At 39.3% G+C, this 21234-nt stretch carries 14 protein-coding genes; 12 read left to right on the top strand and 2 right to left on the bottom strand.

What is annotated here, in order from left to right; genetic code table 11:
- Positions 1-62: 62 nt before the first annotated feature.
- The gene (locus tag DBR11_RS13690) at positions 63-536 is read left to right on the top strand and encodes a Dps family protein (RefSeq protein ID WP_108553231.1); all 474 of its coding nucleotides are present in this window, start codon (positions 63-65) and stop codon (positions 534-536) included.
- A gap of 65 nt (positions 537-601) precedes the next feature.
- On the top strand, positions 602-1048 hold the full coding sequence (locus DBR11_RS13685; protein WP_108553230.1) for a helix-turn-helix domain-containing protein: 447 nt from the start codon (positions 602-604) through the stop codon (positions 1046-1048).
- Positions 1049-1094: 46 nt separating this feature from the next.
- Here the strand turns inward: DBR11_RS13685 and DBR11_RS13680 are convergent, their stop codons facing one another.
- Complete coding sequence (locus tag DBR11_RS13680; protein WP_108553229.1) at positions 1095-1739, bottom strand: START domain-containing protein; 645 nt, start codon at positions 1737-1739, stop codon at positions 1095-1097.
- Positions 1740-2003: 264 nt separating this feature from the next.
- A complete protein-coding gene (locus tag DBR11_RS13675) occupies positions 2004-6050 on the bottom strand; it encodes a hybrid sensor histidine kinase/response regulator transcription factor (protein WP_108553228.1) in 4047 nt (1348 codons plus the stop codon).
- Between the two features lie 333 nt (positions 6051-6383).
- On the opposite strand from DBR11_RS13675, the gene DBR11_RS13670 reads away from it, so the two are divergent.
- The 10 genes from DBR11_RS13670 (at position 6384) to DBR11_RS13625 (ending at position 21132) form a co-directional block, all read left to right on the top strand.
- Positions 6384-9644 (top strand): TonB-dependent receptor, encoded by a 3261-nt coding sequence (locus tag DBR11_RS13670; protein ID WP_108553227.1) that lies wholly within the window; start codon positions 6384-6386, stop codon positions 9642-9644.
- 17 nt (positions 9645-9661) lie between these two features.
- On the top strand, positions 9662-11422 hold the full coding sequence (locus tag DBR11_RS13665) for a RagB/SusD family nutrient uptake outer membrane protein (RefSeq protein ID WP_108553226.1): 1761 nt from the start codon (positions 9662-9664) through the stop codon (positions 11420-11422).
- A gap of 45 nt (positions 11423-11467) precedes the next feature.
- Positions 11468-12844 (top strand): right-handed parallel beta-helix repeat-containing protein, encoded by a 1377-nt coding sequence (locus tag DBR11_RS13660; RefSeq protein ID WP_158275288.1) that lies wholly within the window; start codon positions 11468-11470, stop codon positions 12842-12844.
- Positions 12845-12864: 20 nt separating this feature from the next.
- Positions 12865-14919, top strand: coding sequence for a glycoside hydrolase family 2 TIM barrel-domain containing protein (locus DBR11_RS13655; RefSeq protein ID WP_199233837.1), 2055 nt, complete (start codon positions 12865-12867; stop codon positions 14917-14919).
- Positions 14920-14925: 6 nt separating this feature from the next.
- Positions 14926-16167: a glycoside hydrolase family 88 protein gene (locus DBR11_RS13650; RefSeq protein WP_108553224.1), complete on the top strand. Its 1242-nt coding sequence runs from the start codon at positions 14926-14928 to the stop codon at positions 16165-16167.
- A 108-nt stretch (positions 16168-16275) separates the two neighbouring features.
- Entirely contained in the window at positions 16276-16797 is a 522-nt protein-coding gene (locus DBR11_RS13645) for a thioredoxin domain-containing protein (RefSeq protein ID WP_108553223.1), read from the top strand.
- Between the two features lie 38 nt (positions 16798-16835).
- Positions 16836-17801: an SUMF1/EgtB/PvdO family nonheme iron enzyme gene (locus DBR11_RS13640; protein ID WP_108553222.1), complete on the top strand. Its 966-nt coding sequence runs from the start codon at positions 16836-16838 to the stop codon at positions 17799-17801.
- Between the two features lie 39 nt (positions 17802-17840).
- Positions 17841-19160 (top strand): Gfo/Idh/MocA family protein, encoded by a 1320-nt coding sequence (locus DBR11_RS13635; RefSeq protein ID WP_108553221.1) that lies wholly within the window; start codon positions 17841-17843, stop codon positions 19158-19160.
- Between the two features lie 9 nt (positions 19161-19169).
- On the top strand, positions 19170-20180 hold the full coding sequence (locus tag DBR11_RS13630; protein ID WP_108553220.1) for an FAD:protein FMN transferase: 1011 nt from the start codon (positions 19170-19172) through the stop codon (positions 20178-20180).
- A 19-nt stretch (positions 20181-20199) separates the two neighbouring features.
- Complete coding sequence (locus tag DBR11_RS13625; protein ID WP_108553219.1) at positions 20200-21132, top strand: hydroxypyruvate isomerase family protein; 933 nt, start codon at positions 20200-20202, stop codon at positions 21130-21132.
- The last annotated feature ends 102 nt before the right edge of the window (positions 21133-21234 follow it).

The following is a 21234-nucleotide window of genomic DNA, read 5'->3' as shown; positions in this document are numbered from 1 at the left end:
GGATATAGGTACATTGTTATACATCAATTTTAATGTTATCTATTAATTTTTAATTTAAAAATATGAAAGCGAATATTGGTATTAAAGAAGAAAATCTTGCAGCTGTTGCGCATTCCCTTGGTAAAATTCTTGCAGATGAATTTGTACTCTACACTAAAACGCGAAAAGCGCATTGGAATGTAGTAGGGCCAGATTTCCATAGTAAACATCTCTTTTTTGAAGCTCAATACGGAGAGCTGGAGCAAATTGTGGATGATGTGGCTGAAAGAATCAGAACTTTAGGACATTTTCCACCAGCATCTTTAAAAGAGTATTTAGCTTTAACACACCTTACTGAGGAGTCAAAAGGTAAAAATGACAGCGCAAGTTTTATCAAGGAATTATTGGAAGATCACGAGAGCATTTTAATTCATTTACGTGAAAATATAGATGGTTACAGTGAGGCGTTTCATGATGAGGGCACGAGTGATTATATTACTGGGTTGCTTCAAACCCACGAAAAAATGGCCTGGATGCTTAGATCACATTTAGGTTAGAAATATAAAAAAAGCCCCATATTGCACTGCCCCCAAAAAGTTAGATACTTATTGGGGGCATTTTTATGTTTAAAAGAAAAAAGTACAATTATGAATTTCGGCTTCAGTGCGTAGAAGCTGTATTGGAGGGCAAAGGATCATTAAAATCAATAGCCTTAGAAAAGGGTATTGAGCATTCGAACCTTCGATTATGGTTAGGCTTTTATGAGGCCTGCGGCAAGCAAGGATTGGAACCAAGATCGATGCAGCAATATACTTCAAGTTTTAAACTATCGGTTTTAAAAGCTATAGACAAGGAATTATTATCTTTACGAGCGGTCTGTGTTCGGTTTAATATATCAAGTGACTCAGCAATTATAGCCTGGCAGCGTGCTTATGAATCTGAAGGAGAATCAGGCCTGATCAGCAAACCAAAAGGCCGTCCTATAACGATGAAACTACCAATAAAACGCAAAGCAAAAAAAACAGCCCAACCGGCCTTAGCTCAAACCAAGAAAAAACAAAAGCCATAATGGAGCTAAGGTATAATTTTTGGTTCAGTCTATAATGGTGCCCTTTCTAGTCTTTAATAAAAGCAAACTGGGCATTTTTATATACAGGCTTTTGCAACTGAACTTTGAGCTCTCTGAAAATATGAAGTGGACCTTCTGTTGCAAAAAGATTCACCAACCAGCTTGGTAGAGCACCTCCCGGATCTACATGCAGGGTATACTCTACACGGATGTGATGATCTGATTCTGGTATAATTATCCATTTTCCTGTAGAGTTATTTATTCTGACCACGCCTTTTTTTATAGGTACATGCCCACTTACCGCAGGGCCGTCAATGGTTATTACTTTAGTATGTTGATTTTGACTAACGGTCAGATGTGCTACAAAATCCCTGTTTTCCACTGGCCAGGGTACACTTACTTCAGAATAATAATAAAGCTCAGAAGGAGACACACGTTTAACCAATTTACAGGATTTAGTATGATAGATCCAATCAGGAGCGGATTCTACATCAAGTAGTAATGCAACGATCTCAGAGGCTCTTGCATCAAATTCACATTCTACTTTAATTGCTTTAATCTTTGAGTTGGCAATATTCCCTGTATAAATCTTAATGTTTTCTTTTTCTTTATTGAGTTTCCAGTCTTTTTGAGCAAAGACAGGTTGAAAGCTCCAAAATAAGAGAACGGAAAGAAATAGGTTTTTATACATGATTTTTAAAATCTGAGCTTTGAAAGCCTACAAATTTATTCATATTACCAGAAATATCTGTTGACTAAAAGTCATTATTGGTCAGATCTTCAGATTTTGATTGAATTAATACATGACACAGCAATAGTAGCTGTGCCATGTAAACATTACTAACCAAAGTAACTTTACCAACCCTGACCTGAGTGAGCGAAGGATGAAGTCAAAACTATTAGAAATAGTTTACTTGGACGGGGTAAAATCCTAAACATTTAGGGAGGTATTTCATCATTTGATATAATCTGTTGGCGTTTTTCCGAATTGTCTCTTGAATTCTTTGCTAAAGTATTTGCGGTCTGAAAAGCCAACCATGTAACCAATTTCATATACCGTATATCTTTTTTGAAGCAGTAGCTGTGCTGCTTTTTTGAGACGTATAGATTTTGAAAAATCATTCACAGACAAGCCGGTGATGGCTTTGAGTTTTTTATAGAGTACCGGTAGACTCATGCCAATTTTCTCTGCCAGAAATTCTATTCCGAAATTTTCATCTTCCATATGGTTTTCAATAATAAGAACAAGTTTGGAAATAAATTGTTCATCTACGTTGCTTATATTCAGATTATTAGGTTCTGGAATAAAGCCTTTACTATATTTCAACCGGATATTTTCTCTGGCCTGTAGTAAGTTGCGTACATGCAATTGTAAGATCTTTGTACTAAATGGCTTGGTCAAATAGATGTCTGCCCCCAAAGTCAGGCCGCTGATCTGATCAGTTTGCTCACCTTTGGCCGTTAGCAGGATAACCGGAATGTGGTTAGTCCTTTCATCGTTTTTCAAATGTTCACAAAGGGTAAAACCGTCCATTTCGGGCATCATGACATCACTGATAATCAGGTCTGGAATTTCTTCAATCGCTGTATTCCAGCCTTCCAGTCCATTACCGGAGAACAGGATATGATAACTTTGATTAAGAGATCCGCCAATCAGTTGCTGCAATTCCGGGTTATCTTCCACAATCAGTACCTTGAACCTTTTATTGTCCCGTAGCTGGAGAATAAAATCTGAATGACCATCAGATTGATTTTCTTCTGGAACAGAGAGACTAAAGTTAGTTTCTCCTGGTGGATTTGTCAGGTAATTTTTTGGAAAATGTGCATAGCCATTCAATAAAGTGATATTAAAACACGTATTTCCTGGTTGATCTGATGTAGCTGGTTTACTGGTCACTTCAATTGTACCGTTGTGTAGCTCAGTAATGGTTTTTGCCAGTGCCAAACCGATTCCATAACCTGTATTCTGTATGCTATGGTCATCCACCTGGAAATAGTTGACAAACAACTGCTCCAGATACTGAGGTGCAATGCCGCTTCCTGTATCGATAATGCTGACCTGTACCTGATCTTTTTTTTGCTGGAGACTAATCGTTATTTTTCCTCCTTCAAGTGTAAATTTAAAGGCATTAGAGAGCAAATTGAAAAATACCTTTTCCATTTGTACTTTGTCAAAATACATAATAACAGGCCCGTTGTCATGTTCAAATGAGAATTCTATATTCTTTTTTGAGGAAAGAATATAGAATGAGCCGCAGATCTCAGTTAAAAATTCAATTAGATCATACGGAGCTACCTTAAGTTTTAAATGTTTGGTTTCCGCTTTTCTGAAATCCATAAGCTCGCTAACCAGTTTTAATAAGCGGTTGGCATTCGACTTGATACTCATCAGAGGTTTCATTATTCTTTGGTCGTGGGATTCATTTTCAATCAATTTTTCTACCGGGGCCATGATGAGTGTAAGATGCGTACGTATCTCATGCGATACATTGGTAAAAAAGTTCAGTTTAATCTGATGCAATTCTTCATCTTTTAGTAATAACCCTCTAAGGTAGAAGAACCTGGTAATGAAAAATACAATGATTCCTAATAATATAGTATATAAACAATACGCCCACCAAGTTTTCCATAACGGGGGTAAGATTTCAATCTGCATGCCCACTGGTTTGCTCCAGACTCCATCATTATTAGCACCTTTAACCAAAAGTGTATAGACTCCGGAGGGTAAATTTGTGTAAGTAGCAGAGGGCGTATGACTCTCTATCCAATCATTGTTAATGCCTTCCAGTTTATAGGCATACTTGTTTTTGCCAGACTTAATGTAATTGAGTAGAGAGAATTCTATGGTAAAAACATTTTGGTCATAATGGAATGTCAGCTTTTTTGTAAATCCCAGATCCTGATTTAACAAGTGATCTTTTGAGTTGATGACAACGGGAACATTAAAAAGTTTCAAGCCGGTAAAAATTACAGGTGTAACATAGTTGTTTTTTCCTATTTCGTCTGGATGGAAATAAGTCAAGCCATTAAACCCACCAAAGTACATAATGCCATTGGTAGCCTTGAAAAAGGAATTGTAGTTGAATTCATCACCCGCCAGGCCGTCACTTGTGGTATAGGTCTGGAAAGTGTTTTGACTGGGATTGAATTTAGAAAGTCCGTTGGAAGTACTGATCCATAGTTGGTGATGATCATCTTCTAAAATTCCAACAACATTGTTATTCGGGAGACCATCTTTTGTCGTAAAGGTTTCTGTTAGCGACTTCTTTTGTACATCATATTTACAAAGACCGCCATAGTAGAGGCCAATCCATATATTTCCTTTAGAATCTTCCTGGATGCAGTTGATATAGTTGGCATTATTGTTTACACTGTTACTTCCCTGCATAAGTTTAAAATACCGAAGAAGAGAGGGCTTTTGCGTATAAAGGTATAAGCCAGTTGTGGTGGCTATCCAGAGATTGTATTTGCTGTCTTCAAAAAGGACTTTAACATTTTTATTTTCGAGGCTTCTTAATTCTGGAATCAGCGCGGCGGAATGAAGTGATGATCCGGTCTTTTTATAGACCTTCAGACCAGTTTGACTACCAACCCATAAATCCCGGTTATGGTCTTCAAGAATAGCAACAATCTCAGCTCTTGTTGTTCTGGTGTTGGGTTCCTGTGTTATAAAATGCTTAAAATTGTTATGAGCAGGATTGAAAAGATTGAGGTCTGCGCCATGTGTACCTATCCAAAGGTTATCACTTTTGTCCCGATACAATACCTTTACCAAATTTGATCCTAAACTTGTGGTGTCCATGTAATTATAGTTATAGGCAGAAAATTTTCTGGTTGCACTGGTAAAGTAATTCAAGCCGCCACCTTCAGTTCCAATCCATAAATTGTTATTTTTGTCACCGATAATTGAGCTGATGACATTATGATTTAAACCTGGAGATTTTTCATCATATTGCCAGGTTTTAAAACGAGTTGCATATGCATATTTAACATTTATCCCTCCATAATAGGTTCCTATCCATATCGAACCGTTGCGATCTTCGTAAATGCTGTAAATAGAATTCTGGTTTAAACTTTGAGCATTCGCTTTTCTGTGCTGGTAGGATGTGAAGGTCTTGCTTCTGGGGTTAAGGATGCTTAAGCCCTCTTGAGTGCCAATCCAAAGTTCTCCGGATTTCGTTTTTATAATTTTTCGTATGGCATTGTGTATCGGACCTGTATTGAGGCCATCTGCATGGCGGAATGTTTTAAAGCCCGGAGAAGATTTGTTGATTAGATTTAAACCACCTGTTTCAGTTCCAAACCAAAGATTTTTGTCATTGTCTTCTGCAATGGCTGTTACTGCATTGTCACTGATACTATTGGGGCCGGACTTTATATAGACTGTTGCCTCCCGCTGGTGTTTTCTAAAACAAAGTAACCCTTTATTGGTCCCTATCCAAAAAGAACCTTCATGGTCTTCAAATATACTTAAGATTTCATTGTTTAGAAGGGGGTGACGCAGGCCGAGGGAAGCTGCAGGACTAAATATCGTCAGCTTCTTGTTGGTGAGCAAATACAATCCTTTATAAGTTCCTATCCAAAGTCTTCTCTCTTTGTCTTCATAGATCGTTGTAATGGCGTTCGTGCCTGTGTTTTTCTTTGTGTCAGGAATATAGATCCTTTTAAAGGAGTTGGTGATCGGGTTAAACTTATTTAACCCGTTGGAGGTTCCAACCCATAAAGTATGCTGGGCGTCACTACAGATAGAAAGTATGTAATCATCAGACAATGTATTGGAATCCGTGGCTATGCTTTTGTATAATAAGAACCTGTGCCCGTCATATCTGTTTAATCCAAATCTGGAACCATACCACATAAATCCCCGGTAATCCTGAGTTATTGCAAATATGGAGTTTTGTGAGAGGCCGTTTTTAGTCATCAGTTGATTGAACCGAAGTTCCTGACTCCTGCAATAGTTATGCAGGAATAGGAACAGACTCAGAAAAACAATTCTTTTCATTTGGTTTGTCTGTGAAATATTTGGTTACCTGCCCAGGTAAAGTCGGGTAAGTGACCATAAAAATACGATTTGTAAGGCGTTTTGAGGAGTTAAGCATGATTTTCATCCCATTTAGTTATGATTTTCATCCCTTTTTTTTTCTGCTTCCCTTCAACTTTACGCTTAATCAAAGAAATAGATTTTGTTACCCAAAACAAAATGAAACCCAAATCAAAACGTGTATGATAAAAACCTACTTAAATCTAATCTAGCCTTCCTCTAAGGCTGTAACCAACAACCAAACCAATTAACCAATACTAACCAAACAGGTATAATCCTGAAAACGTGTTTTTTATGAAAAGAATACTATTGATCATTTGCGCCGCAATTTTCCTTTTGCCTGGAATTGCCGGTGCCCAGAACAAACTCATTAGTGGCAAGATTAACGATAAAGATGGGCCACTGCCAGGTGCGGGCATTACGGAAAAAGGCATGCCTTCTAACGCAACAATAACTGATGCAAAAGGAAATTTTAAGATTAGATTGAAGGGCAGCAGCCAGGTTCTCATTATCAAGAATATTGGTTATGAGCCTCAGGAAGTTGATGTGTCCGGAAAGGAGCAGATTTCTGTTACTTTAAATACAGACTCAAAGGGCCTTGATGAAGTTGTAGTAGTAGGATACGGAACCCAAAAGAAAGTGAACCTAACCGGTTCTGTATCTACAATTGATTCTAAATCTATAGAAAACAGGCCAACAACCAACTTGTCGTCTTCTTTAGGTGGGTTAAGCTCTGGCGTTTTTGTACGTCAAAGTTCGGGTAAGCCAGGTGGTGATCAGGCAACCATCCGGATCCGTGGTACAGGTACATTGAACAATAATAATGCACTGATTATTGTCGATGGGATAGTGGGCAGTATGGATGCTGTTAATCCAAATGATGTTGAGAGTATATCCATTCTTAAAGATGCCGCTGCAGCATCAATCTACGGTTCCCTTGCCGCAAATGGTGTCATTTTGATCACAACTAAAAAAGGTACTAAAGGTAAAGTGAATGTAACTTACAGCGGACTGGCTTCCATCGCAAAGCCAGCGAATCTGCCAACCTTTGTTTCGGACTACATCACTCATATGCAATTGGTCAATGAAGGATATCGTAATTTAGGCCAGAATCCAATCTATACGGATGCAACAATAGCCCAATGGGCGGCCGCCAATGCAGATCCAAATGGGTTAACTGCCCAGGGAATCCCGAACAATATCGCCTATCCGAATACAGACTGGGGTAAGGTGATTTTTGAAAACAATATTGTTCAGCAACACAATCTGGCCTTAAATGGCGGAACGGAAAACACGCAGTATTTATTGTCAGCTCTTTACCTGAACAATCCTGGTACAATGGCCAACACAGGCTCTGATAAGTATAATCTAAGGATTAATCTGCAATCTAAAGTTGCGAAATTCTTAACTGTTGGTACACAAACTTTTGGCTCATACCAAACTTTTGGACTGGCGAGTACAGATAATGCGTTTAACTTTTTGCGTCAGACTACTCCTGGGGTTTATCCAGTATATAATGGTAAATATGGCTTTCCTGCGGCGGCAGAAGAGTCATCAACTGCAAATAATATCAGCTCTTATCTATATAGTACAGGCGGGGCCGATTCTGAAACCAGGATTAACACGACTGTTTTCGCAAGATTTGATATCCTGAAAGGTTTGAACTTTGAAACACGGTTTAATTATCAAACGCGTTTTGAAGAGTTCAACACGCATTCTATCACCAATGAGCGTTGGAATTTTGCCACTAATACTTTAAAATCAGCAGCAACAACACCAGATCAGTTGAGCACAAATTATGGCTTCAATAAAAACTATTCTTATTCAATTGATAATATATTGAATTACCGGACCACAATAGCCAGGGATCATGATTTAAGTGTACTTGCAGGTTATAATCAGTATCGCTACGACTACTACAATTTTGGGGCTGCCAAAAAAGGATTAATTGATGAGAGCATCACCACTTTAAATTCGGCAACCACCTTAACTTCTGCTTCTGGGGATGAATATGATTATGCATTGCGTTCTTACTTCGGTCGTTTAAACTATGCCTATAAAAGTCGTTATTTATTGGAAGGTGTATTTAGATATGACGGATCATCAAAATTCTCACCTGATAATCGTTGGGGATTCTTTCCTGCATTTTCTGCCGGATGGAGAATTTCTGAAGAACCTTTTATGCTTGGCTTGAAAGACAAGATTGATAATCTGAAACTAAGGTTTTCCTGGGGTAAAACAGGTAATAATGTAATGAATACAGATGCATCTAAAGGAAATTATGATTATCAAGCTTTATACGGTACCACCAATTATTCCTATAATGGCATTCAAACTACTGGTTTAATATCAACCAAATTTGCCAATAGAAATTTGAAATGGGAAGCCACAACAACAACAAATATCGGTTTGGATGGTAATCTTTTTAAAGGTGCTATGAATTTTGAGATTGATTTGTACAAGAAATCCACTGATGGGATACTGTATACACCAACCATTCCCCTAACTGTTGGTACAGCGACAGCCGCAACCCAAAATATTGCTGCAGCGTCTAACAAAGGCGTAGAAGTTACAGTAGGATACCATGGACAGGTTGGAGAGTTAAAATATAATGTATCCGGTAATTTTTCCTATAACTTTAATCGTGTCAATACTTATAATGGAACATTCCTAGCTGGTTATACTACAGATGCAACAGGAAATCAGGTTTATACTTCAAATATAGGAAAGGTCTCCAGCGGCACTACAACCCGTATCCTAGAGGGACATGAGATGAATGAATATTACCTGCAAACGACTTACAAGGGTAATGGAAGCTATTTTACAGATGGAAAGGTAAATCTTAACGGAGGGCCAAAAGATGGAATGATTCGTACGCCCGAAGACATGAATTGGCTAAATGCTATGATTGCTGCCGGATATAGTTTTCAACCTGGCGGAGGTGTTGGTAAAACGAAAATCTATTATGGCGATTTAATTTATGCAGACAATAACGGAGATGGAATATATGGTAATTCATTTGATGCCAAATTCCTTAATAAATCTTCAACACCGCGATATAATTATGGGTTCAGCATGAACATGTCATATAAAAATATTGACCTATCTATGTTGTGGTCAGGAAGTGCAGGCATGTGGTACTATTGGAATGCAACTGGTTACAACAACTCTATCGTATCTTTGGGCAATGCCGTAAGCACATTAATTGCAAACGATCATTACTATTATAATGATGCGAACCCAGCCGATCCGGCAAACCGCATTTCAGCAAAATACCCTCGACTGAAAAATACAACTGATGTTCAGAATGCAGGGGTTGCCAGCGATTTTTATTTATATAATGCTTCTTATCTTAAGCTGAAGAATTTACAGATCGGTTATACTTTGCCGGAAAGAATTTCGAAAAGAGCGGCAATGAGTAAATTAAGATTGTATGTTTCCGGAGAGAATTTGTTTACCATAACCAAATATCCGGGGCTAGATCCAGAGATAGGGTCAGGGGTTGGTTATCCTACGATGAGGCAGTATTCTTTAGGACTAAATGTTACTTTTTAATTTATTAAGGAAAAAAAATGAAAAAGATTTTAACCATTATAGTTGCAATCTGTACACTTACCGGTTGTAAAAAAGATTTATTAGAAACAAAGCCATACTCACAGATTGCTTCAGAGACGATGTGGACTACGGATAATTTAACCGACCAGGGAATTACAGGAGTTTATGCACTTCTTCGCTATGGAATGGCATCAGGTGGAGCTTCGGGTCTTGAACTCTATCAAATGGATGCATTGGGATTTACGGGGCAAACCTCTGGAGCTGAAGCTGTAATGACAGGGACTGTTACACCAGGTAATGGCTATTTTAGTTCGCATTGGCAGAACTTATACGAGGGAATTCAAAGGGCAAATGATGCGATTAAAAACATCCCTTTGAAATCTCCTTCTGTGGCTGCAAAAAAAGCACGATATGTCGCCGAAGCTAAATTTTTAAGGGCTTATTTCTATTTAAGGTTAAATCAGCTATATAAAGGAGTGCCGATCTACACAGAACCCTTCACAGCTGATCAGGCTACAAAGGCAAGAAATACTGAAGCAGAAGTTTGGGCGCAGGTCATCAGCGATCTAAATGATGTGATTTCCGAAGTAAATCTTCCCGATCGTTATTTGGCTGGAAATGCATCGTATGGTCACATCACTAAAGGAGCAGCTTACGCTTTGCGTGGTAAAGCATATATGTATACACAGAAATGGGATCTGGCATCGGCTGATTTTCAGAAAGTTAAAGATGTTGGTTATTCCCTTTTTCCTAACTATTCTGCTTTATTTAAGACAGCAAATGAGCAATCAGCTGAAATGATCTTTTCTATACAGAATATAGGGGTGTCAGGATTTGGCTCTACAACACAATTCTATTGCGGTACACGTTCTTCATTTGGTTCTTGCTGGAATACTTATCATGTCTCACCAAATCTGGTTGATTTGTATGAAAATGCAGATGGCTCTAAATTCAACTGGGATACGGTATTACCGGGTTATTCTTCATTAAGTGTTGCAGAACGCGAGGTTTATTTTCTAAGAAACAACTTGACAGATGCCGAAATTGCCGCTGCCACCAAAAGAGGAGCTAAAATGAGTCTTTATTTACCAACCGGAAATGAAGCTCGTATTCTTGCAGCCTATGCCAACAGGGATCCACGCCTGGCAGCAAATGTGATTACGCCTTATTCTACCTATTTAGGGGTATTCAGCGGCGCAAATGCTGTTGTGACTTCCAGATGGCCATATCGTTCTGAGGCTGCGACCAATGGTGATTTACGCACTGATACTCAGAGCTTATTTTATTATCTTTATAGAAAATATGTTTACGAAGGAACCAGTGAAACACCAGCCAGAGATTATGGTCCGACAGATTTTGCGTTGATCAGGTATGCTGATGTGTTATTAATGTGGGCAGAGGCGCTTAATGAACAGGGAGCAATTTCGGATGCAATTGGAAAAGTAAATGAGGTTAGAACAAGGGCAGGGGCGTTGCCACTTCAGAATGTAAATGCTGCATTACCAACATATGTTACTGGTCAGGCAGATTTGAGAGAACGCATACGTAATGAGAGACGTGTAGAATTTCCGAATGAAGGCATTAATTTTTTTGATGAAATGCGTTGGAAAAGCTGGAAGGATAAAGTGTTTTACGCAGGTAATGGAGTGAAGCAAGTTTGGGGTAATGTGGTATACGCTTACTCTTTTAAAGGAGATTATTTATACAACTGGGCAATTCCATCTGTAGAAATAGAAAGAAACCCTAATTTGAAACAAAATCCTGGTTGGATAAATTAAATGAATACGATGAAAAAAAGCTTACTGATATGTTTAATGTGCTTCATGACAATTGTTTCAAAAGCAGCAACCTATTATGTGGACAGTGAAAAGGGCAACGATGAACTCAGCGGACAATCAGACACACAAGCCTGGAAATCGTTGCAAAAGGTGAATTCTGTGAAATTCATGCCGGGAGACCGTGTTTTGTTCAAGCGGGGGGGCATCTGGCATGGACAGCTTGCCCCAAAAGGTAATGGAACGGCAGAAAAACTACTGACTTTCAGTGTATACGGAAAAGGCGCTCTGCCGGTTATTGCCGCTGATGGCAAATTTCAGGATGCCGTATTGCTGAAAAATATCAGTAATCTTTTATTTGAATTTTTTGATGTCTCGAATACAGACACTTCTGTTCAAGAACAGCATACGGGCCCCGTTGGGGTCCGTATCCTTTCGGAAGATACGGGTACGATTTCTAATATCCGGCTGTCCGGGTTATATGTTCATGACATCAACGGGGATAACAAGAAAGGAAGCAAAGAGGGAAATGGTATCTTCTGGGATTGCAGAGGCCCTAAGCCAAGTAACATTGAAAATCTGATTATAGAAAATTGTAAATTACTTCGCGTGGACCGCAACGGCATTAGAGGCAATGGTACATTTGCTTTTAGAAACAATTGGTTCCCGAATAAGAACCTGGTGATCAGAGGCTGTACACTTGAAGATATCGGAGGTGATGGTATTGTGATCAAAGCTTTTGATGGTGCATTGGTGGAGCGAAATAAACTCTTTTACATCAGAACACGGGCAAAGGACAATGCCGTGGGAATATGGCCACATAGTAGTGATCATACGATCATCCAGTACAATGAAGTTGCTTTTACTAAAAATGTTAATTGGGCCAATGACGGGCAGTCTTTTGATATCGACGGGAACTGTAACAATACGATCATCCAGAATAATTATAGTCATGATAATGAAGGAGGGTTTATGTTGGTCATTTCAGATGCGATCGATGAGAAAAGCCGGATGACTACGAATAGCATTATACGGAATAACCTAAGTGTAAATGATGGAAATAACCGTAGGCGCTTGTTCAATTTCGCCTTGGTTACCGATCATACACATGTGTCTGGAAATATATTTTATAACCAGAGTACCGAACCATTTAAAATGGAACTGATAGATATTGAGCATGGAATCCCAAAGGATATCGTTTTTGAAGATAATCTTTTCCTGTATCGGGTAGGAGTTATCGGAATGTTTACTAAATCAACAGAACAATATCACGCTGTCACCTGGAAAAACAACGTGTTTAAAGGCAATATAAAAGGAAAAAGCAATCTGTTACAGGTTACAGAGGCCAAATCTAATTCAGTATCCAATAAGAATTTTAATGAATATCCATGGATGTTCTTAAAATCATTAAATCTAAAAAACTAAGACCTTTCTAATATAAAAGAATGCGATATAAGAACATTATTACCGCTACAATCCTGCTACTATTTCATTTCAATTCCAGCATGGCCAGATCCCTTTCAAAAAAGGAAGAGGCCAGGCAAATGATTCCATTAAATACCGGCTGGCAATTCTATTTTGCCTATAACTTTGAACAGGGCGTTAAAAAAGAGCAGGTTAGTTTGCCGCATACCTGGAATGCGAAAGAAGTATTGCAAGGCATTGCAGATTATAAAAGGACATCGGCTATTTACGAAAATGCACTTCATGTGTCCCAGGAATGGGCAAATAAACGGCTATTTCTTCATTTTGAAGGTGTAAATAATGTCGCAAATGTCTTTGTTAACCATAAAATGATCGCGGAGCATCGGGGTGGATATACAGCTTTTAGTGTAGAGATCACAAATGATGTGAAACCTGGAGACAACTTGATTACCGTTCAAGTCAGTAATGCTTACAGACTTGATGTGATACCTTTACATGGAGATTTTAACAGCTATGGAGGAATACATCGGCCAGTTTCTCTGCTGGTCACAGAGCGTAATTGTATCAGCCCCCTGGATTATGGTTCTCCCGGTATATATATCAGACAAAAGAAAGTAACAGAACAGCTGGCCGAAGTAGAAATTTTAACCAAACTGTCTTTGACCAACCGAAAGGATCTAAGACTGAGGACAACAGTTTATAATCAGGAAAAACAGCCGGTAAAAACAGCAACTTCCGAAATTACAGCTTTAGAGGGCCAGGATTTTAAACAATCTTTAACTATCGATAAACCACATTTATGGAATGCTAAAGCAAATCCTTATTTGTACCAGGTTAAAGTAGAATTGTTACATGATGGAAATGTTATTGATCAGGTGGTGCAGCCAATGGGACTGCGCTATTTTAGCGTTGACCCCGATAAAGGCTTCTTTTTGAATGGCAGGTATCTGGATTTATATGGTGTTGGAAGGCACGAGGACCTATCCGGAAAAGGATCTGCCTTAAGTGACACGGACCAGGAACGTGATATGGAACTGATTAAAGAATTAGGTGCCACGGCTGTTAGGCTTACGCATTATCCGCATAGCCAACATTTTTATGATCTCTGCGACCGTAATGGAATTGTATTGTGGTCTGAAATTCCATTTGTTGGGCCGGGCGGTTATACAGGTACAGGTTACGTGAAAAGCACTGAGCTGGAAAATAACATTAAGCAAACACTGATTGAACTCATCCGTCAAAATTATAACCATCCTTCCATCTGTTTCTGGGGATTGTTTAATGAGCTTAATTTTAACTATGACGATCCTGAGCCTTTTATTAAATCTTTAAATGAACTGGCGAAAAAGGAAGATCCTGATCGTTTGACCACACTGGCTTCTAATCTGGAGACCAATTATTTTACCGGTTTAACGGATCTGATGGCCTGGAACAAATATTTTGGATGGTACGGTGGGAAATTTGAAGAAATCGGAACTTGGGCAGATCAAGTTCATAAAGAACTACCAGCAAAACCGATCGCAGTTAGTGAATATGGAGCAGGGGCAAGCCCTTTTAAGCATACAGAAAAACGGACTCCACCGGAGGCAAAAGGGAAATTCCATCCTGAAGAATGGCAAACAGCCTTCCATGAAAAATATTGGTCCGAATTGAAAGACAGGCCCTTTATATGGGGAAAGTTCATATGGGTATTGGCTGATTTTGGCTCTTCTATTCGCACAGAGGGCGATGAAAATGGGATTAATGATAAAGGCCTGGTTAGTTATGACAGAAAGACCAAAAAAGATGCCTTCTATTTTTATAAAGTGAATTGGAACCCTGAGCCAATGCTGTATATCGCTGAACGTAGAAATAAGATGCGCCACCAGGCTTTAACCTCAGTAAAGGTATTTACAAATGTTGCAAATGTAAAGCTTTGGCTTAATGGTCAACTGCTGGGAACCGGTGTTAAAAATGATCTGAATACTATTGTATGGCCGGAGGTCAGGCTTAAAAAGGGCCAGAACAGCATCACTGTAAAAGCGATATCGGAAGGAACAGAAATCAACGACAATTGTATCTGGAATTTGAAATAATAGCGTATGAATTTAACTGCTTTAACTAAAATTATACTGTTTATCGCTTGCTTTGTATTTGCCAGACCCGTTCTATCTCAGCAAAGAAATCAGAATTTGATCAAAACAGGTTTTAACCTCGCACAGCAACAATATCATCATATGCTTGAAAATTCACCAGATTTGAGTATGTATCCCCGCACCACTGCTAAAGACGGATCTTTAAGATACGTAAATATCTGGGATTGGACAGGTGGGTTCTGGCCGGGTGATTTGTGGTATGTATATGAATATACAAAAGATACGGTGTGGAAAAAACAGTCGATCAAATGGACGGAATCCCTGGAGAAGAATAAATTCAATACCAGTAACCATGATCTTGGTTTTATGATGTACTGCAGTTATGGAAATGCATACCGATTAACTGGGAATGAAAACTACAAAGATGTACTGATACAGTCTGCAAAATCTCTTTGTAAAAGATATAATCCGAAAATTGGCAGTATAGAATCCTGGAATTCCCGATTGTCCTGGGACGGGAAGACTATGTGGCATTATCCGGTGATTATAGATAACATGATGAACCTGGAGCTCTTGTTCTTTGCATCCAGAGTTACCGGCGACCGGACTTACAGGAATATTGCAATTAAGCATGCAGAGAATACAATGAGAGATCATATCAGACCAGATTACAGTACTTATCATGTGGTCAATTACGATACGCTGAGTGGTAAGGTCCTGAATCGTCAAACCTGTCAGGGCTATTCCGATAATTCTACCTGGGCAAGAGGGCAGGCCTGGGCTATTTATGGCTTTACTATGGTTTATCGGGAAACAAAAGATCCAAAGTTTTTAAAAACGGCAATACATCTGGCTGATTTCTATCTGAAGAATAAAAATTTTCCTGAAGACAAAATTCCTTATTGGGATTTTAATGTTAATGAAAATGGTTTTCACCCGGATTGGAAATATGATCCTTCTGCATATAAAGTTGTTCCCAGAGATGCCTCCGCTGCAGCAATTGTGAGTTCTGCATTGCTTGAACTCAGCAAATATGCCGGAAAAAAAGGTGAAGGATATAAACTGAATGCGGTTCAGATGCTGAATTCTTTAAGTTCTTCCGTTTATATGGCAAAACCTGGAACGAACAATGACTTTTTGATCAAACACTGTACCGGAAGCTTTCCGCATGGAGAAGAGATCGATGTTCCTCTGGTTTATGCCGATTATTATTATCTTGAAGCCTTACTAAGGTTAAAAGACAATTGATCATGAATAGACTTGCCATAAATGTTGATCCTTCCTTAAAGGAATAATTGAAAGAATTTGCATCTGTGAAGGTTATTTATTTAACTTGTGTAAAATAAATAACCAAATATGTCAGGACAGTTAAAACCGCCAGTTCATGGTGCCGATCATACCAGGGGTTCAAAAAAAGCGCAACTGGAGATTGTAGAGTTTGGAGACTTTCAATGCCCTTACTGTGGAGCTGAAGAACCTATAGTTGAAGAAATTATGGACCAATTTGGGGAAGCGATTTCTTTTACTTTTAGAAACTTTCCGCTTAGAGATGCGCATGAATATGCTTTTGATGCTGCATTGGCCGCAGAAGCAGCAGCTAAACAGGGCAAGTATTGGGAAATGCATGACCTAATGTATGCAAACCAAAATTTACTGAATCAGCCTAATTTAATCCGGTTTGCAGAACAGGTTGGTTTAGACATAGATATCTTCCAATCCGATATCAGACAACCAGAATTGGCTCAGAAAGTAGAAGATGATTTCGAAAGTGGAGCACGTAGTGGCGTAAACGGTACACCAAGTTTTTTTGTAAATGGGGCTCGTTTTGATGGGGGAGCAGCAGATCTGTATGGTCTGATTAAGGAAAGTATTTCCTAAGTATCCTAACCTATTCCATCCATCCATATAATTAAACAATGAAATTAAAAACGCTATTCCCATTGCTGTTGCTTGCTAGCAATTTCCAGTCCTTTTCACAGGATATCAATACACCTTATGTGCAAAAAATTGATGGTACAAAGCTATCGTTCAATATGCAGCCTGTACCTGCCGGTACCTTTGTGATGGGCAGTAAAAAAGGAAATCCAGATGAACAACCTGTGCATAAAGTGAAATTGCAGGCCTTCTGGATGTCTGCATTTGAACTCACCTGGGACTTATATGAACCCTTTCTTTATAAAGATTATGAAGTTTCTCATAGTACGGCTCCGGTGCCACCGGATGTGGATGCCGTAACCAGACCCACTAAACCCTATCTGGATATGACTTTTGGCATGGGGAAAGAAAAGCATCCTGCACTGGCTATGACACAATACAATGCTATACAGTATTGCAAGTGGTTATATGCAAGAACAGGTGTTTTTTATCGCTTACCAACAGAAGCAGAATGGGAATATGCCTGCCGGGCCGGAAGCTTAACAGAATACGCCTTTGGCGATGACGATAAAGCACTTGGCGATTACGCCTGGTTTAAGGAAAATAGTGGTGGAAAAACTCATCCCGTTGGCACGAAGAAGCCCAATAAATGGGGGATTTATGACTTGTATGGAAATGTAGGAGAGTGGACTTTTGATCAGTATCTTCCAGACTTTTACAAAGATATGAAAGAGAATCCGGTAGAAAATCCCGTAGCTGTTCCCTCTAAGTTATATGCACATGTTATCCGTGGCGGCTCTTACGACGATACGGCAGAACGTTTACGATCTGCAGCAAGAACAGCCTCAGATCCTGCCTGGAAGCAGCTGGATCCTCAAATTCCTAAAAGCAATTGGTGGTTTCCCGAGGCACCCTTTATAGGAATGAGATTGGTCAGGCCAGTTGTACCCCCCTCAAAGGCAGAAATAGATGCTTATTATGATCGCCCCGTAATTGCAGATTATTGAATTTAATACACTAAACCCACATATAAAACCAAAACGACTATGAACAATGAAGAACTTGGCGATAAACGCCGCGAATTTATTAAAGCCTCGGCACTGCTGGCCGGAGGCGTTTTATTGAACCAATTTGCTTTTGCAGGTGGGCATTCATCTGTGGATGATACCATAAAAATTGCTTTAATTGGTTGTGGCGATCGTGGTACGGGCGCTGCATTTCAAGCTTTAAGCACAACAGCGAACCTCAAACTTGTGGCTATGGCCGATGCCTTTCAGGACAGGATAGACAACAGTTATAAAGTGCTTTTTGAAAAATTTAAAGACAAGGTAGATGTGCCGGTGGAAAGACGTTTTGTCGGTTTTGATGCCTATCAGAAAGCAATTGCTTTAGCCGATGTTGTTTTGTTGGTTACTCCCCCAGGATTCCGACCAGGCCATTTTGAAGAAGCGGTTAAACAAGGAAAACATGTGTTCATGGAAAAGCCCGTAGCTGTTGATGCCCCAGGAATACGAAGGGTATTGGCTGCAGCTGAGGTTGCGAAACAAAAAAAACTAAATGTTGTGGTAGGTTTGCAACGCAGATATCAGGCCAATTACAGAGAAACCATGAAGCGCATACAAGATGGTGCAATAGGTGATATTTACAGCGGACAGGTATACTGGAACAGTGGCGGGGTATGGGTGAAAAAACGCCAGCCTCAGCAAAGTGAAATGGAGTATCAGATGCGTAACTGGTACTATTTTAACTGGTTGTGTGGAGATCATATTGTAGAACAACACGTGCACAATATTGATATTGCCAACTGGATAAAAGGCTCTTACCCGGTTCTTGTTCAAGGAACTGGAAGCAGGGCATGGAGAACTGGAAAAGACTATGGTGAAATATATGATAACCATGCCGTAGAACTGACCTATGCTGATGGTGCCGTGATCTATAGTCAATGCCGCCATTTCGAGGGGACTGAAAACCGGGTCGACGAATCTTTTCAAGGTACCAAAGGTCGCACTTACTTATCTGCTGGTAACCACGGTATATTATGGGACCACACAGGTAAGGAAATCTTTAGTCATCCGACAAAAGGAAATAAAAACCCCTATCAGACAGAACATGATGAGCTATTTGCTGCAATTTCAAAAGGCGAATACAAGTTTAATGATGCGGAACGCGCGGCAAAAAGCTGTTTCACAGCAATTATAGGAAGGTACGCTACCTATTCAGGTCAAAGCATTAAATGGGACGAAGCTTTAAAAGCAGACAACAGCTTGTTTCCTGAACAACTAAGCTGGACAGCGAATCCAAGAGTTCTGCCGGATGCAAATGGCCTGTACCCGGTTGCCACGCCTGGAAAAACTAAAGTAATCTAAAGGTATACCGTGGTTTATCTTCATAAAATAATCCTGTTATTTCTACCCTTGCTGCTCTCTTTTCTATTTACAAAAAAAGAGCAGCAACTTTATAGTTTACATGGGTATGCACAGGGTACCGATTATTCTATTAAATATTTTGCAGACTCTGCTCTAATTGCAAAAGAGGGGGTAGATAGTATTTTAATAAAGATAGACTCGTCAATGTCCCTGTATAAACCCTATTCACTGATCAGCAAGTTTAACTCTTCAGAAAATGGAGTAAGCCTGGATCCTCATTTTTTGGCGGTGATTAGAAAATCCTTCGAGATTTTTAAAGATACCCAAGGTAAATTTGATGTAACAGTAGCTCCCTTGGTCCAGGCATGGGGTTTTGGTCCAAAACCAATAAGTATTTTCCCCGACTCTTCAGAGATTACAGCATTGCTGAAAAATGTTGGAATGGGTTACCTGGACCTTAAAGGCAACAGACTTTTAAAAAGCAGGCCAGGCGTGCATTTGGATTTGAATGGGATAGCACAAGGATACAGCGTGGATGTAGTTGCTGATTACCTTGAAAACAAGGGAATACATTGTTATATGGTAGAAATAGGTGGAGAGATCAGATTGAAAGGACGTAAACCAGATGGTACTGCTATGAAGATCGGTATCGAAGGGCCCGCACCGGATGGTGTATCTGAACCTCAAATCAGGCATGTAATTAGTTTTTCTGAAGGCGCTGTAACTACCTCGGGTAATTATAGGAAATTTATTAAATCAGGCAATAAAAAGGTCTCTCATCTGGTCAATCCCAAAACAGGTTATCCATTGAATACTGAACTCATCAGTGTTACTATTTTTGCAAAAGATGCACTGACGGCAGATGGTTATGATAATGCGATTATGGCTATGGGACTTAAGGAAGCCCTTGCATTTGTTTCTGCGAGAAAGAATATGGAAGCTTATATCATTTATCAACGTAAAGACGGGGCAATAGCAGATACTTTGACGAAAGGTTTTAAAAAATTGATCATAAATTAATTCAACAGATAGGTTTAATATGAACAGAACGGAGTTTTTAAAAAATAGTGCAATTGCAACAGGTACACTTTTAACCGGCTCTGCTGTAAATGCAGTTGCAAATCCAATAGATTTGTCCAGATATCCTCACGCATCGGGTAAAACTTTTAATCTTGATTATGCGCCTCACGAGGGCATGTTTGCGCAAAATGCTGGAAATAAGTTTTTAGATCAGATCAGGTATTTATACGATATGGGATTCAGATCGATAGAAGATAATGGTTTTCTAGGACGCTCAGAAGCAGAACAATCTCAAATTGGAGACCTGTTGGCGAAGCTGGGCATGCGAATGGGGGTATTTGTCTTAGATGGAGGTGATAATTGGAAGATCTCGTTAACTACGGGTAAAAAAGAGTTCAAAAGTCATTTTGAAGAAACCTGCCGGCGTGCTGTGGAAGCCGCAAAACGATGTAATGCCAAATGGCTTACTGTTGTACCTGGATTTTATGAACGTAAACTACCCTATGGAATTCAAATGTCAAATGTGGTAGATGCCATGAGGGCAGGCGCAGAAATCTTTGAACCACATGGTTTGATTATGGTACTGGAAACATTAAGCGATACCCCAGAACTGTTTCTGCAGCATACGCATGAGACTTATAGTGTCTGTAAAGCGGTCAACAGCCCCTCTTGTAAAATCCTTTTTGATATTTACCATATGCAACGGAATGAAGGAGATTTAATTGTTAATCTGGACCGCTGCTGGGAGGAGATCGCCTATATACAAATAGGAGATAATCCTGGAAGAAAAGAACCAGGTACCGGCGAAATTAATTACAAAAATATATTTAAGCATCTTTATCAAAAGGAATATAAAGGTATCATGGGAATGGAACATGGATTGTCCTTAAAAGGAAAAGAGGGGGAGATGCGTTTAATTCAGGCATACAGAGAAGCAGATAATTTTTTGTGAAACCTGGAATACATCTGATGCTGATTTCGTTGTAACAGTAAGAATTTAAATAAAATTCGCAGATCAGCTAAAAAATATTTAGATTAGAGTTAACCTAAAAAG

It is taken from the genome of Pedobacter sp. HMWF019 (assembly GCF_003061025.1).
Classification (GTDB): Bacteria; Bacteroidota; Bacteroidia; order Sphingobacteriales; family Sphingobacteriaceae; genus Pedobacter.
The sequence above is the reverse complement of the archived record's forward strand: the minus strand, read 5'-3'. Positions and strand labels throughout refer to the sequence as shown.

What these genes read in the sequence shown, in the direction of transcription:
- DBR11_RS13690 (WP_108553231.1), top strand. Translation starts at nt 63, where the DNA reads ATGAAAGCGAATATTGGTATTAAAGAAGAAAATCTTGCAGCTGTTGCG.
- DBR11_RS13685 (WP_108553230.1), top strand. Translation starts at nt 602, where the DNA reads ATGTTTAAAAGAAAAAAGTACAATTATGAATTTCGGCTTCAGTGCGTA.
- DBR11_RS13680 (WP_108553229.1), bottom strand. Translation starts at nt 1,739, where the DNA reads ATGTATAAAAACCTATTTCTTTCCGTTCTCTTATTTTGGAGCTTTCAA.
- DBR11_RS13675 (WP_108553228.1), bottom strand. Translation starts at nt 6,050, where the DNA reads ATGAAAAGAATTGTTTTTCTGAGTCTGTTCCTATTCCTGCATAACTAT.
- DBR11_RS13670 (WP_108553227.1), top strand. Translation starts at nt 6,384, where the DNA reads ATGAAAAGAATACTATTGATCATTTGCGCCGCAATTTTCCTTTTGCCT.
- DBR11_RS13665 (WP_108553226.1), top strand. Translation starts at nt 9,662, where the DNA reads ATGAAAAAGATTTTAACCATTATAGTTGCAATCTGTACACTTACCGGT.
- DBR11_RS13660 (WP_158275288.1), top strand. Translation starts at nt 11,468, where the DNA reads ATGACAATTGTTTCAAAAGCAGCAACCTATTATGTGGACAGTGAAAAG.
- DBR11_RS13655 (WP_199233837.1), top strand. Translation starts at nt 12,865, where the DNA reads ATGCGATATAAGAACATTATTACCGCTACAATCCTGCTACTATTTCAT.
- DBR11_RS13650 (WP_108553224.1), top strand. Translation starts at nt 14,926, where the DNA reads ATGAATTTAACTGCTTTAACTAAAATTATACTGTTTATCGCTTGCTTT.
- DBR11_RS13645 (WP_108553223.1), top strand. Translation starts at nt 16,276, where the DNA reads ATGTCAGGACAGTTAAAACCGCCAGTTCATGGTGCCGATCATACCAGG.
- DBR11_RS13640 (WP_108553222.1), top strand. Translation starts at nt 16,836, where the DNA reads ATGAAATTAAAAACGCTATTCCCATTGCTGTTGCTTGCTAGCAATTTC.
- DBR11_RS13635 (WP_108553221.1), top strand. Translation starts at nt 17,841, where the DNA reads ATGAACAATGAAGAACTTGGCGATAAACGCCGCGAATTTATTAAAGCC.
- DBR11_RS13625 (WP_108553219.1), top strand. Translation starts at nt 20,200, where the DNA reads ATGAACAGAACGGAGTTTTTAAAAAATAGTGCAATTGCAACAGGTACA.